We start from the raw sequence: 13311 nt of genomic DNA on the forward strand, positions 1-13311 counted from the left end.
AGTCTGTACCTGTGAGTCGCCTTCCTCTTCGCCTGGCCCTGATCGACGCAACCGCGCAACTCGACGAGGCCGGGGTGCGTAGCTCCCGTGCGGATGCCGAACTGCTCGCGGCCCACCTGCTGGGGGTGGAGCGGACCCGGCTCGGCCTCGTCCCGCTGGTCGACGAGTCGGTGATCGACGCCTACAAGAAGATGGTCGACCAGCGCGCCAAGCGGATTCCGTTGCAGTACATCCTCGGTACCGCCGCGATGGGGGACATCGACATCGAGGTCGGCCCCGGGGTCTTCGTGCCGCGTCCCGAGACGGAACTGCTGCTCGGCTGGGCGCTCGCGTTCCTCGGAAGCTGCGATCAGCATCCGCCGGTGGTCCTCGACCTGTGCACCGGGTCGGGCGCGCTCGCGCTCGCGATCGCCAATGCCCGCCCCGACGCCGTCGTGCACGCCGTCGAACTCGAACCGCACGCTCTCGCGTGGGCCCGGCGCAACGCCGATGCCCGCGAACAGGCAGGTGACGCACCGATCCGGTTGTATCAGGGCGACGTGACCGATCGGACGTTGCTGGCCGGGCTCGAAGGCGGCGTCGACCTGATCGTGGCGAACCCGCCGTACATCCCGGAAGGTGTCGAGCTCGAACCCGAGGTGGCCGACCACGATCCGCACAGCGCGCTGTTCGCCGGACCGGACGGTCTGTCGGTCATCAAGCCGATGATCTCGAACGTCGCGCGCTGGTTGCGGATCGGGGGAGCGGTCGGCATCGAGCACGACGACTCCAACGGGTCCGACGTGGCGGCACTGTTCGCGTCCCGCCGGGTGTTCGGCGAGGTCGCGGAGCACCCGGACCTCGCCGGCAAGCCGCGCTTCGTGGTCGCCCGGCGCGTCGCAACGGATATCGAGGCGCAGCGTGCAGGGGCCGTCGCCGAGGGTGAAAGAATGGGCGGGTGAGTACCGTTTACGACTGTGGCCTTCCCGATTCACGCTCCGCCGGAATGAGTGCGGCCAAGAATGCGCTGAAGGCCGGGCGGCTCGTCGTGCTCCCCACGGACACGCTGTACGGAATCGGCGCGGACGCATTCGACAGCGAGGCTGTCGCCGCCCTCCTGCGGGCCAAGGGTCGCGGACGCGACATGCCGGTTCCCGTGCTCGTCGGCTCGTGGAACACGATCGACGGCCTGGTGTACAGCGTCCGCCCGCAGACGCGCGACCTCATCCGGGCGTTCTGGCCGGGCGGGCTGAGTCTCGTTGTGGAACAAGCGCCTTCGCTGGCGTGGGATCTCGGCGACACCCGGGGCACGGTCATGCTGCGCATGCCGCTGCACCCCGTCGCCCTCGAACTGTTGCGTGAAGTCGGACCGCTGGCGGTGTCGAGCGCGAACGTCTCCGGGCAGCCGCCCGCGACGACGGTCGAGGAGGCGCGCGAGCAACTCGGCGGATCGGCGAGCGTGTACCTCGACGGTGGTCGGGCCGAGCAGGGGCAGGCATCGACGATCGTCGACCTCACCGGCGCGACCCCCCGGATCCTGCGTGAAGGTGCCGTGCCCACCGGCGATGTCGCCGACGTGCTCGGAGTGACGGCGAAGAGCCTGTCCGCCCAGTGAGTGCTGCCGAATCGGCCGGCGTGGCGCTGGCCCAAGCAGGTGGGGGCGCGGGTGTCCCGCTGCGTGAACTCCTGCTCGTCCTCTTCACCGCTGCGGTGGTCACCTACCTGGCCACCGGGGCCGTGCGGCTGTTCGCGCTCCGGTTCGGGGCGGTGGCGGTGCCGCGGGACCGCGACGTCCATGTCACTCCGACGCCCCGCCTCGGCGGGGTCGGCATGTATCTCGGCATGCTCGTCGCGTTGTTGTTCGCGCAGCAGCTACCCGCCCTGACCAGGGGATTCGAGTTCACCTCCGACATTCCCGCGGCCCTGGTCTCGGGGTTCGTGATCGTGCTGGTGGGGGTGGTCGACGACCGGTGGGGCCTGGACGCGCTCACCAAGTTCGTCGGCCAGGTCACCGCGGCGGGGATCCTCGTCGTGATGGGGGTGAGCTGGTTCATCATCTATATGCCGTTCGGGGACGGCAGCACCGTCATCCTCGACCAGCTCCAGGCCGGTCTCGTCACGGTGGGTGTCGCGGTCGTGATGGTGAACGCCATGAACTTCGTCGACGGCCTCGACGGTCTCGCGGCGGGCCTCGGTCTGATCTCCTCGCTCGCGATCTGCGTGTTCTCGGTGGGGCTTCTGCACGATCAGGGCGGCGACGTCAGCGCGTATCCGCCCGCGCTGATCGCCGCGGCGCTGGCGGGTGCGTGTCTCGGATTCCTGCCGCACAACTTCCAGCCCGCCAAGATCTTCATGGGCGACTCCGGCTCCATGCTGATCGGCCTGATGCTCGCGGCCATCTCCACCAGCGCGTCCGGCCGCATCCCGCTGACCGCATACGGCACCCGCGACCTGCTCGGACTTCTCTCTCCGCTGCTCCTCGTCGGTGCCGTCATGTTCATCCCGATCCTCGACCTGCTGCTCGCCGTGGTCCGGCGTACCCGTGCGGGGGTGAGCCCGTTCAGTCCCGACAAGATGCACCTCCACCACCGGCTCCTGCAGATCGGGCACTCGCACCGTCGCGTCGTGCTGCTCATCTACTTGTGGGTCGGTGTCCTGGCGTTCGGCGCGGTCGGATCGGCCCTGTTCGACCGTCGCGTCGTCGTCCTCCTGGTTGCGGGAGGCCTCGTCTTCGCGCTGGTCGTCACGGCCGTCCCGTCGATTCGCGGACAGCAGCACGACCGTCGCGGCTGACCGGAGGGTTGCGGCGGACCGGCGAAGATCCACTACCCTTGGCGACCGTGACGTTCACCCCCGCCTCCGCCCCTGATCACACCGCATCGTTGCGGGCTGCCGTCCGCTACGGAGTTCTCGGTCTGATCGCGCTGGCAGTGGTCGGTTCGATCATCGCGTTTCTCGTCGCGGGCAAGCCCGGTCTGTACGGCGCTCTTCTCGGTGCGGCAGTCGGGGGAGGGTTCATCCTGTGCACCGCACTGGGTGTGCTGTTCACCGCGAAACTTCCGGCCTTGACGGCGGGAGCGGTACTGCTCGGTACGTGGTTGTTGAAGATGATCCTCGCGATCACGGTCCTGGCGATCCTCAAACCGCTCGACTTCTACGACAAGACGGCATTGGTGCTGGTCATGGTGCTGTCGCTGGTGATCGTGCTGGGGGCGGAGACGTTCGGAGTGCTGGGAACCAAGGCGCCGTACGTCGAGCCCACGCCGTCGGACGACGCCGGATCGCCGGAATCGGACGATAAGTAGTACTACGAGATGTAGTAAAATTGAATCGACCCGGACCCCGTCTACACAACGTCGTAGATGACTTGCTAAGGTCTGGGTCAAGCGAGAGCAATGAGAGTGCGAGTAAGTTACTCGCCGGTATTGCATGCTTGTAGGTGGCCGCACTTTCAGGGCCGCCGAGTCGACGAGAGTCGCCGACACCGACAGACGCTGGACTCGAACAGTCCGCAGCAGCTGACGAATACGCGAGTCGAGCTTGTCGACTTGTTTGATCGTCAATGTCCGATCGAACCGCAGTCAACGAAGGCTGCGGACCGACTACGGGAGAGAACGCTGAGCGTCATCAACGTGGCTGCTGGAGAAGAATTCCACGCGCCTTCCCTGAACGACTTCTTCCCGCCCGCGGTCCTGTTCGAAGGGACTCCGTTCGAACTCGACCGCCTGATGCTGGTTCGCATCCTGCTGTCCGGACTGATGATGCTCTTCTTCGTCATCGCGATGCGCAGCCCGAAGATCATTCCGCGCGGTGTCCAGAACATCGGTGAGATCGCGCTCGACTTCGTCCGGATCAACATCGCGGAAGAGATTCTCGGCAAGGAGCAGGGCAAGCGCTTCCTGCCGGTCATCACCACCATCTTCTTCCTGGTGCTCGCCAGCAACCTCGGCAGCATCATCCCCTTCATCAATATCTCGCCGAACGCACGAATCGGCATGCCGCTGGTGCTCGCCGCCCTGGCGTACATCGTGTTCAACTACGTCGGCATCAAGAAGTACGGCTTCTTCAAGTACGTGAAGAGCAGCATCGTGGTCCCCGGTGTTCCGCTTCCGCTCCACTTCCTGCTCGTGCCGATCGAGTTCATCTCGACGTTCGTCCTCCGGCCGTTCACCCTCATGGTTCGTCTCATGGCCAACATGCTGGCCGGCCACATCCTGCTGGTGCTGTTCTTCAGCGCCACCCAGTACTTCTTCTTCGTCTCCGGTGGCTTCCAGGCCGTGTTCGGTGTGGCCTCGCTTGCCGCCGGCATTGCATTCACCTTCTTCGAACTGCTGGTGATCTTCCTGCAGGCCTACGTCTTCGCGCTGCTCACATCGGTGTACATCGATCTGGCGCTGCACGCGGATTCGCACTAGCACCACAAGTTTTCACGACCAGCTACACCAAGAACTGAGCCTCCCGCCGAATCCGGCGGAGGTCAACAGAAAGGGAACGGAACACCATGAGCCTCGCCTACCTCGCTCAGGAAGCTGTCCAGGAAACCAACTCGACGGGCTTCGGAGCCATCGGCTACGGTCTCGCCGCGATCGGCCCCGGCATCGGCGTGGGCATCGTCGTCGGTAAGGCGATCGAGGGAATGGTTCGCCAGCCCGAGATGGCCGGACAGGTTCGTACCACGATGTTCCTCGGTATCGCCTTCACCGAAGCCCTCGCGCTGATCGGCCTCGTCGCCGGCTTCATTTTCTAAGACCGTCATGGCAGCCAACATCGCATTGCTCGCGGCAGAGGAAGAGAGTCACAACCCTCTCCTCCCCGCGACGTATGACATCGTTTGGTCGATCGTCTGCCTGGTCATCGTTGGTTTCGTCTTCTGGAAATACGTCCTTCCGATGTTCCAGAAGGTCCTTGCCGAGCGAACCGAGCAGATCGACGGCGGCATCAAGCGGGCCGAAGAGGCCCAGGCCGAAGCGAAGGCGGCGCTCGAGCAGTACCGCGCCCAGCTCGCCGAAGCTCGCACCGAGGCTGCGCAGATCCGTGAGGACGCGCGCACCCAGGGGCAGCAGATCATCGCCGAAATGAAGGCACAGGCTCAGGAAGAAAGCGACCGCATCGTGGCCGCCGGCAACAGCCAGTTGGTTGCCCAGCGTCAGCAGATCGTCGCCGAACTGCGCGCCGATCTCGGCCGCACCGCGGTCGACCTCGCTGAGAAGGTCATCGGTGAGTCCCTCGCCGACGACGTCAAGCGGGCCGGCACGGTCGATCGCTTCCTGAACGAGCTCGACACCATCGGCGCAAATTCCGCAGCAGGGAAGTGAGCACCATGTACGCAGCGAGCCGTGAGGCCTTGACGCAGACCCGTGCTGCGTTGTCTTCGGCCTTGGGATCCGTCTCTGCCGGAGCAGCCACAGCGGCCGCGGCCCAGATCGGGGCCGAGCTGTTCTCGGTCGTCGAGATCCTGGACGAGCAGCGCACTCTCCGGAGTGCCCTGTCGGACACCTCGACGCCCGGGAACGTTCGCGAAGGTCTGGCCGAGCAGGTATTCGGTGGCAAGGTCTCGGCCGAGACCCTCGCCGTCCTGAAGGCGGCGGTGGGCCAGGACTGGTCCGTCACCTCCGACCTGCTCAACTCGCTGGTGCTCGTCGGTCGGGAATCGCTGCTGAAGGCAGCGGCCGATCAGGGACAGCTCGACGCTGTCGAGGACGAGCTCTTCCGCCTCGGCCGCATCGTTGCCGGTGACCCGAAGCTCGAGCAGGCACTGTCCGACCGTTCCGTGCCGGCGAAGAGGAAGCGTGAACTGCTCTCCAAGCTGCTGTACGGCAAGGTCACCGCTGTCGCCGAGGCGCTGGCGACCCAGGCAGTGGGCCGGTTGAAGAACTCCGCACCCGCGGACGCCTTCGACGAACTGTCGAATCTGGCAGCAGCACAGCGGGAAGCGGTTGTCGCCAAGGTGCGCAGCTCTGCTCCGCTGTCCAGTGAGCAGTCGGATCGGCTGACCGCCACCCTCACCCGTACCTACGGGAAGCCGGTGACGGTTCACGTGGAGGTCGATCCTGAACTCCTCAGCGGCTTGGTCGTCCGGGTGGGCGACGAGGTGATCGACGGCAGTGGCGCGGGACGTCTCGCAGCGCTGCGGAAGTCCCTCAAGTAGTCCGCAACCGAACCCCATACCCCAGATCTTTTCGAAGACCAGACACCGAGAGCAGGAAAAACATGGCGGAGCTGACGATCTCCTCCGACGAGATCCGTAGTGCGATCGAGAACTACACCGCGAGCTACTCCCCGGAGGCCTCCCGCGAAGAGGTCGGCCTTGTGACCGACACCAGCGACGGCATCGCGCACGTCAGTGGCCTGCCTTCGGCGATGGCCAACGAACTGCTGGAGTTCCCCGGCGGAATTCTGGGTGTCGCGCTCAACCTGGATGCCACCGAGATCGGTGCCGTCATCCTGGGCGATTACGAGCACATCCAGGAAGGCCAGGAAGTCAAGCGGACCGGCGACGTGCTGTCGGTACCCGTCGGCGACGCCTTCCTCGGCCGCGTCATCAACCCGCTCGGCCAGCCGATCGACGGCCTGGGCGAGATCGAGAGCAACGAGACCCGCGCCCTCGAACTGCAGGCTGCCTCGGTGCTCGAGCGTCAGCCCGTCGAGGAGCCGCTGCAGACCGGCATCAAGGCCATCGACGCGATGACCCCGATCGGCCGCGGACAGCGTCAGCTCGTCATCGGCGACCGTAAGACGGGCAAGACCGCCGTCTGCATCGACGCGATCCTGAACCAGAAGGCCAACTGGGAGACCGGCGACGAGAAGCAGCAGGTTCGCTGCATCTACGTCGCGATCGGCCAGAAGGGCTCCACCATCGCGGGCGTCAAGGCTGCCCTCGAGGAGCAGGGCGCGATGGAGTACACCACCATCGTCGCCGCCCCGGCCTCCGACTCCGCCGGTTTCAAGTGGCTCGCGCCCTACACCGGCTCCGCCATCGGCCAGCACTGGATGTACCAGGGCAAGCACGTCCTGGTCGTGTTCGACGACCTGACCAAGCAGGCCGAGGCGTATCGCGCCATCTCGCTGCTGCTGCGTCGCCCGCCGGGACGTGAGGCATACCCCGGTGACGTCTTCTACCTGCACTCCCGCCTGCTGGAGCGTTCGGCCAAGCTGTCCGACGCCCTGGGTGGAGGCTCGCTGACCGCGCTGCCGATCATCGAGACCAAGGCCAACGACGTCTCGGCCTACATCCCGACCAACGTCATCTCCATCACCGACGGTCAGGTGTTCCTCGAGTCGGACCTGTTCAACAAGGGTGTCCGTCCCGCCATCAACGTCGGCATCTCGGTGTCCCGAGTCGGTGGCGCCGCGCAGACCAAGGGCATGAAGAAGGTCTCCGGTTCGCTGCGTCTGGAGCTGGCTCAGTTCCGTGAGCTCGAGGCGTTCTCCGCCTTCGCCTCCGACCTGGACGCCGCCTCGAAGGCACAGCTCGAGCGTGGTGCCCGCCTGGTGGAGCTGCTCAAGCAGGATCAGTACAGCCCGATCCCCGTCGAGGACCAGATCGTGTCGATCTACCTCGCCGGCGAAGGTGTCTTCGACAGCGTGCCGGTCGGCGACGTCCGCCGCTTCGAGGCCGAGCTGCTCGACGAGCTGCACCGCACCGCCTCCGGCGTGTACGAGAGCATCAAGGGCGGCAAGGCCCTCGACGCCGACAACGCCAAGGCGCTGGTCGAGGCCACCGACAAGTTCAAGGAAACCTTCATCGCGTCCGACGGAAGCCGGGTCGTGAACGAGGCCGAGGCCGAAGCTCTGGACGCCGGCGAGGTCGGCCACGAGCAGATCAACGTCAAGCGCACCACCGTCAGCAAGTGAGCGGCCTGCCCATGATGCTGCGAAACATGAAGGGAGAGTGATCGATCGATGGCAAGCATTCTCGAACTGAGGTCTCGCATCAAGTCGGTCAACTCGACCAAGAAGATCACCAAGGCCCAGGAACTGATCGCGACGTCGCGCATCACGAAGGCACAGTCGCGCGTTGCCGCGGCGAAGCCGTACGCCGAAGAGATCACGAAGGTTCTGTCGGAGCTGGCGAGCGCGTCGGCTTCGCTGGACCACCCGTTGCTCAACGAGCGCACCGATCCCAAGCGGGCCGCGGTTCTGGTCGTCACCAGCGACCGCGGTATGTGCGGCGGTTACAACTCCAACGTCCTCAAGGAGGCCGAGGAGCTGTTCCAGCTGCTGCGCAGCGAGGGCAAGGATCCGGTCATCTACGTGCTCGGATCCAAGGGCCTGGGGTACTACACGTTCCGTGGCCGCGACTTGGGAGGTGCGTGGACCGGGTTCTCCCAGGATCCGGGCTACTCCGACGCTGCCAAGGCGAGTCGGCACCTGGTCGACCTGTTCATGGCCGGATCCGGCTCGGAGGTCCCCGCGCCGAACGGCGAGGGCACCATCGAAGGCGTCGACGAGCTGCACATCGTGTACACCCGTTTCGTGTCGATGCTGACCCAGTCTCCCGAGGTTCGCCGGATGGCTCCCCTCGAGGTGATGGTCTCCGAGGAGCGCGTCGAACTCGGCGAAGACATGCTGTCCAACGGTCACGGATCCAGCAACTCGGAACCGGTCGCCGGATACAACTTCGAGCCGGAACCCGACAAGTTGCTCGGTGCCCTGCTGCCGAAGTACATCAGCACCCGCATCTACTCCTCGCTGCTGGATGCTGCGGCGTCGGAGTCGGCTGCCCGTCGTACCGCCATGAAGGCGGCGACGGACAACGCAAACGAACTGGTGAACACGTTGAGCCGTCAGGCAAACCAGGCTCGCCAGGCCCAGATCACCCAGGAAATCAGCGAGATCGTCGGCGGCGCGAATGCGCTTGCCTCGAGCGCAGGAAGTGACTAAGCAATGACCGCAGCAGTAACCGAAAACAACGGGGCAGGCTCGGGTTCGTCCGTCGCCGGCCGCGTCGTGCGGGTCATCGGTCCCGTCGTGGACGTTGAATTCCCGCGTGGCGCTATTCCTGAACTGTTCAACGCCCTGCACGCCGAGATCACGCTCCCCTCGGTCGCCAAGACGCTGACCCTCGAGGTCGCACAGCACCTCGGCGACAACCTGGTGCGCACCGTCTCGATGCAGCCGACCGACGGCCTGATCCGCGGCACCTCGGTGTCCGACACGGGCAAGCCGATCTCGGTTCCCGTCGGTGACGTCGTCAAGGGCCACGTGTTCAACGCACTGGGTGACTGCCTCGACGCTCCCGGAACGGGTCGCGACGGCGAGCAGTGGGGCATCCACCGCAAGCCACCGGCCTTCGACCAGCTCGAGGGCAAGACGGAGATCCTCGAGACCGGCATCAAGGTCATCGACCTCCTCACCCCGTACGTCAAGGGTGGAAAGATCGGTCTGTTCGGTGGTGCCGGTGTCGGCAAGACCGTTCTGATCCAGGAAATGATCACCCGTATCGCCCGCGAGTTCTCCGGAACCTCGGTGTTCGCAGGCGTCGGTGAGCGCACCCGTGAGGGCACCGACCTTCACCTCGAGATGGAAGAGATGGGCGTCCTCCAGGACACGGCCCTCGTCTTCGGCCAGATGGACGAGCCGCCGGGAACGCGTATGCGCGTCGCTCTGTCCGCGCTGACCATGGCGGAGTACTTCCGCGATGTCCAGGGCCAGGACGTGCTGCTGTTCATCGACAACATCTTCCGTTTCACCCAGGCCGGTTCCGAGGTGTCGACCCTGCTCGGTCGTATGCCTTCGGCCGTGGGTTACCAGCCGACCCTGGCTGACGAGATGGGTGAGCTGCAGGAGCGCATCACCTCGACGCGTGGTCGCTCCATCACCTCGCTGCAGGCGATCTACGTGCCCGCCGACGACTACACCGACCCGGCGCCGGCCACGACGTTCGCGCACCTCGATGCCACCACCGAGCTGTCGCGTCCGATCTCGCAGATGGGTATCTACCCCGCTGTGGACCCGCTGACCTCCACCTCCCGCATCCTGGAGCCCGGCATCGTCGGTGCCGAGCACTTCCGGGTCGCCAACGAGGTCAAGCGCATCCTGCAGAAGTACAAGGAACTGCAGGACATCATCGCCATCCTCGGTATGGACGAGCTGCAGGAAGAGGACAAGGTCCTCGTCGGCCGTGCCCGCCGTCTGCAGAAGTTCCTCGGCCAGAACTTCATCGTCGCCGAGAAGTTCACCGGTGAGCCCGGCTCCGTGGTGCCGCTCCGCGACACCATCGAGGCGTTCGACCGCATCTGCAAGGGCGAGTTCGATCACCTGCCCGAGCAGGCGTTCAACAGCTGTGGTGGACTCGACGACGTCGAGGCTGCAGCCAAGAAGATCGCCGGGAAGTAGTCGACGATGGCTGAGATGACCGTGGAACTCGTCGCTGTGGAGCGACGGTTGTGGTCTGGTTCGGCGACTCTCGTCAGCGCACAGACGACCGAGGGCGAGATCGGCGTCATGCCTGGGCATGAGCCGGTTCTCGGACAGCTGGTCGAGGCCGGAGTGGTTGCGATCACGACGGCCGACGGTGAGCGTATCGTCGCTGCTGTGCACGGCGGGTTCCTGTCCGTGACCGCGAAGACAGTCACGATCCTCGCCGAGTCAGCCGACTTGGCCGAGGACATCGATGTGGAAGCGGCCAAGGCCGTGCTCGCAGAGAGCGGAGACGATCTCGAGGCGATTGCTGTCGCCAAGGGTCGGATCCGCGCTGTAGAGCGCGCTTAGGCTGCACGAGAAAGACCGCGACGGAGCCGACGAACAGTGACAATCGGAATGACTGTGTTGATCATTCTGGTTGTGCTGCTCGCGGCCTTCGTCGCGGTCTTTTTGTATCGGCTTGCAGTACTGCGCCGCGGTGGCACCGCGGCGATCCTCCGGGTGACGCCTGCCCCGGGGGACACCGGGTGGCGCCACGGCGTCATCCGCTACGGCGAGGGTTCCCTCGTCTTCTTCAAACTGTCGAGTTTGCGTCCCGGCCCTGATTCGCGCATCGACCGCCAGGGCATCGAAGTCGCAGGTCGTCGCAGCCCGGAGGGCTCCGAATTCGACATCATGTCCGAGGAAATCATCATCCTGTCGGTCAAGGACCGCGGTAGCTCGTACGAGATCGCATTGGACGGGGGAGCGTTGACCGCGTTCCTGTCCTGGGTCGAATCACGGCCGTCCGGCCGATCGGTTCGCGGTCGCCGACTCTGATCAGGCCTTTCCGGCCCCGGGCTTCCAGAGCACGTCGCCTTCGGGGTTCGCGAGCCTGCTGACGATGAACAGCAGATCCGACAGCCGGTTGAGGTATTTCGCGGGGAGTGCGTGGGTGGTCTCCGGGTTCGCGTCGACGGCCGCCCACGCAGACCGTTCGGCCCGCCGGGTCACGGTCCTCGCCACGTGCAGCAGAGCTCCCAGTGCCGTGCCGCCGGGGAGAATGAAGGAGTTCAGCGGCGCCAGGCGTTCGTTCAGTTCGTCGCACCAGCCCTCGAGACGGTCGATGTACTCGTCGGAGATCCGCAGTGGCGGGTACTTCGGTTCGGCCTCCAGCGGGGTGGAGAGGTCGGCGCCGGCGTCGAACAGGTCGTTCTGGATCTGCCGCAGGATCGACCGGATCTCCTCGGGCGGGTCGCCCAATGCCACCGCGACCCCGATCGAAGCGTTCGCCTCGTCGCAGTCGGCATAGGCGATCAGCCGCGGATCGTTCTTCGACACACGGGAGAAATCGCTGAGTCCGGTGGTCCCGTCGTCGCCGGTCCGGGTATAGATCTTGGTGAGGTGTACGGCCATAGCGTTACGGTACCGGCCTCCGGGGTCGGCATCCCTGGCTCTAGGCTGTGTTCTGTGAGCGAACGCTTCCTTGTCACCGGCGGTAACCGCCTCGTAGGTGAAGTGTCTGTCGGGGGCGCGAAGAACAGCGTTCTCAAGCTGATGGCGGCAGCGCTGTTGGCTGAGGGCACAACAACTGTCACCAACTGCCCGGACATCCTGGATGTCCCCTTGATGGCCGACGTCCTGCGCGGCCTCGGCTGCGAGGTGGACCTCGACGATTCCATCGTCCGGATCACCACACCCGCCGAGCCCAAACACCACGCCGATTTCGCGGCGGTACGTCAGTTCCGCGCGTCGGTGTGTGTGCTCGGACCGCTGGTCGCGCGATGCCGTCGCGCGGTGGTCGCGCTACCGGGTGGTGATGCCATCGGTTCGCGGCCCCTCGACATGCACCAGTCGGGGCTGCGGTTGCTGGGCGCTCACAGCACGATCGAGCACGGCTGCGTGGTTGCGCAGGCCGACGACCTGCACGGTGCGAACATCCGGCTCGCGTTCCCCTCGGTGGGGGCGACCGAGAACATCTTGATGGCCGCCGTACTCGCCAAGGGCGAGACGGTGATCGACAACGCGGCGCGCGAACCCGAGATCGTCGACCTGTGCAACATGCTGATCCAGATGGGCGCGAAGATCCGGGGTGCCGGCACGTCCACGCTGACGATCCAGGGCGTCCCCAAACTCGAGCCCACCACGCACCGGGTCATCGGGGATCGGATCGTCGCAGCGACGTGGGGGATTGCCGCGTCGATGACCCGTGGCGACGTGCGCGTTCGCGGAGTCAACCCGAAGCATCTCGGCCTGGTGCTCGACAAGCTGCGGGTCGCCGGAGCCGACGTCACGGCCGAGGCCGACGGATTCCGGGTGGTCCAGGAAGCACGGCCTACGGCCGTCAACTTCGCGACCCTGCCGTATCCGGGTTTCCCCACCGACCTCCAGCCGATGGCCATCGGTCTCGCCGCGGTCGCGGAGGGAACGTCGATGATCACGGAGAACGTCTTCGAGGCGCGGTTCCGTTTCGTCGAGGAGATGATCCGGCTGGGTGCCGATGCGCGGACGGACGGTCATCACGCTGTGATCCGGGGAATCGCGCAGCTGTCGAGTGCGCCGGTGTGGTCCTCGGACATCCGGGCAGGCGCCGGCCTGGTGCTGGCGGGGCTCGTCGCCGACGGGGTGACTGAAGTGCACGACGTCTTCCACATCGACCGGGGCTACCCCCGATTCGTCGAGATCCTCCAGGAACTCGGTGGCCGGATCGAAAGGGTGGACGCAGATCCAGGCTCTGAGCGGTGAGTCCGGCGTCACAGCGGCCCGGGTGAGCGGCAGAACGCCGGATCGGTTCCGGCGCACCGGCTCTGACCAGCAGAATCTGAATCGACGAACACCGTGACCTGGCGATTTGGCAAGCAGTTTCCCTTCGCGTAACTTATTCCAGGTCAGAGCGACACGGACACCGACCCCGGCCGGAAGGCGGGGGACACGAGGTTGGACGCAGGCGCCTGGTAAATCGGAAGTTCACCGTCGTGTACGGTGGTG

At 65.6% G+C, this 13311-nt stretch carries 15 protein-coding genes; 14 read left to right on the forward strand and 1 reads right to left on the reverse strand.

The features are described from left to right. Positions 1-11 precede the first annotated feature (11 nt). The 13 genes from prmC (at position 12) to HGB39_RS34120 (ending at position 11163) form a co-directional block, all read left to right on the forward strand. Complete coding sequence (gene prmC / locus HGB39_RS34060) at positions 12-941, forward strand: peptide chain release factor N(5)-glutamine methyltransferase (protein WP_005571059.1); 930 nt, start codon at positions 12-14, stop codon at positions 939-941. Beyond that, positions 938-1594 (forward strand): L-threonylcarbamoyladenylate synthase, encoded by a 657-nt coding sequence (locus HGB39_RS34065; protein ID WP_005571058.1) that lies wholly within the window; start codon positions 938-940, stop codon positions 1592-1594. Before prmC ends, HGB39_RS34065 begins: the two co-directional genes overlap by 4 nt. Continuing rightward, positions 1591-2772: a glycosyltransferase family 4 protein gene (locus HGB39_RS34070; RefSeq protein WP_005252952.1), complete on the forward strand. Its 1182-nt coding sequence runs from the start codon at positions 1591-1593 to the stop codon at positions 2770-2772. Before HGB39_RS34065 ends, HGB39_RS34070 begins: the two co-directional genes overlap by 4 nt. A gap of 38 nt (positions 2773-2810) precedes the next feature. Further along, complete coding sequence (locus HGB39_RS34075; protein WP_005571052.1) at positions 2811-3284, forward strand: Cg1360 family ATP-synthase-associated protein; 474 nt, start codon at positions 2811-2813, stop codon at positions 3282-3284. A gap of 327 nt (positions 3285-3611) precedes the next feature. Further along, on the forward strand, positions 3612-4394 hold the full coding sequence (atpB, locus tag HGB39_RS34080; protein ID WP_005264492.1) for a F0F1 ATP synthase subunit A: 783 nt from the start codon (positions 3612-3614) through the stop codon (positions 4392-4394). Positions 4395-4480: 86 nt separating this feature from the next. Beyond that, a complete protein-coding gene (locus HGB39_RS34085; protein ID WP_005252955.1) occupies positions 4481-4726 on the forward strand; it encodes an ATP synthase F0 subunit C in 246 nt (81 codons plus the stop codon). 7 nt (positions 4727-4733) lie between these two features. Then, entirely contained in the window at positions 4734-5294 is a 561-nt protein-coding gene (locus HGB39_RS34090; RefSeq protein WP_005264494.1) for a F0F1 ATP synthase subunit B, read from the forward strand. 5 nt (positions 5295-5299) lie between these two features. Continuing rightward, positions 5300-6127, forward strand: a complete 828-nt coding sequence (locus HGB39_RS34095; RefSeq protein ID WP_054248286.1) for a F0F1 ATP synthase subunit delta — start codon at positions 5300-5302, stop codon at positions 6125-6127. A 62-nt stretch (positions 6128-6189) separates the two neighbouring features. After that, a complete protein-coding gene (gene atpA / locus HGB39_RS34100; RefSeq protein ID WP_005264497.1) occupies positions 6190-7833 on the forward strand; it encodes a F0F1 ATP synthase subunit alpha in 1644 nt (547 codons plus the stop codon). Between the two features lie 48 nt (positions 7834-7881). Beyond that, the gene (locus HGB39_RS34105; RefSeq protein WP_005264500.1) at positions 7882-8862 is read left to right on the forward strand and encodes a F0F1 ATP synthase subunit gamma; all 981 of its coding nucleotides are present in this window, start codon (positions 7882-7884) and stop codon (positions 8860-8862) included. 3 nt (positions 8863-8865) lie between these two features. After that, positions 8866-10317, forward strand: coding sequence for a F0F1 ATP synthase subunit beta (gene atpD, locus HGB39_RS34110; RefSeq protein ID WP_005252960.1), 1452 nt, complete (start codon positions 8866-8868; stop codon positions 10315-10317). Between the two features lie 6 nt (positions 10318-10323). Further along, entirely contained in the window at positions 10324-10692 is a 369-nt protein-coding gene (locus tag HGB39_RS34115; RefSeq protein WP_005252961.1) for a F0F1 ATP synthase subunit epsilon, read from the forward strand. Positions 10693-10740: 48 nt separating this feature from the next. Further along, entirely contained in the window at positions 10741-11163 is a 423-nt protein-coding gene (locus HGB39_RS34120) for a DUF2550 domain-containing protein (RefSeq protein ID WP_005571048.1), read from the forward strand. Here the strand turns inward: HGB39_RS34120 and HGB39_RS34125 are convergent, their stop codons facing one another. Next, complete coding sequence (locus HGB39_RS34125; RefSeq protein ID WP_005571046.1) at positions 11164-11739, reverse strand: cob(I)yrinic acid a,c-diamide adenosyltransferase; 576 nt, start codon at positions 11737-11739, stop codon at positions 11164-11166. It lies immediately after the preceding gene. 54 nt (positions 11740-11793) lie between these two features. Between HGB39_RS34125 and murA the strand changes: the two genes are divergently transcribed. Further along, the gene (gene murA / locus HGB39_RS34130) at positions 11794-13068 is read left to right on the forward strand and encodes a UDP-N-acetylglucosamine 1-carboxyvinyltransferase (RefSeq protein WP_005571044.1); all 1275 of its coding nucleotides are present in this window, start codon (positions 11794-11796) and stop codon (positions 13066-13068) included. Positions 13069-13311 lie beyond the last annotated feature (243 nt).

Source organism: Rhodococcus opacus (assembly GCF_012396235.1).
Taxonomy (GTDB): Bacteria; Actinomycetota; Actinomycetes; order Mycobacteriales; family Mycobacteriaceae; genus Rhodococcus_F; species Rhodococcus_F opacus.

Bases quoted from the DNA above. Each gene is read 5' to 3' on its own strand.
- HGB39_RS34090 (WP_005264494.1), top strand. From the start codon at position 4,734: ATGGCAGCCAACATCGCATTGCTCGCGGCAGAGGAAGAGAGTCACAAC.
- HGB39_RS34115 (WP_005252961.1), top strand. From the start codon at position 10,324: ATGGCTGAGATGACCGTGGAACTCGTCGCTGTGGAGCGACGGTTGTGG.
- HGB39_RS34095 (WP_054248286.1), top strand. From the start codon at position 5,300: ATGTACGCAGCGAGCCGTGAGGCCTTGACGCAGACCCGTGCTGCGTTG.
- HGB39_RS34105 (WP_005264500.1), top strand. From the start codon at position 7,882: ATGGCAAGCATTCTCGAACTGAGGTCTCGCATCAAGTCGGTCAACTCG.
- atpA (WP_005264497.1), top strand. From the start codon at position 6,190: ATGGCGGAGCTGACGATCTCCTCCGACGAGATCCGTAGTGCGATCGAG.
- HGB39_RS34120 (WP_005571048.1), top strand. From the start codon at position 10,741: ATGACTGTGTTGATCATTCTGGTTGTGCTGCTCGCGGCCTTCGTCGCG.
- HGB39_RS34085 (WP_005252955.1), top strand. From the start codon at position 4,481: ATGAGCCTCGCCTACCTCGCTCAGGAAGCTGTCCAGGAAACCAACTCG.
- atpD (WP_005252960.1), top strand. From the start codon at position 8,866: ATGACCGCAGCAGTAACCGAAAACAACGGGGCAGGCTCGGGTTCGTCC.
- HGB39_RS34125 (WP_005571046.1), bottom strand. From the start codon at position 11,739: ATGGCCGTACACCTCACCAAGATCTATACCCGGACCGGCGACGACGGG.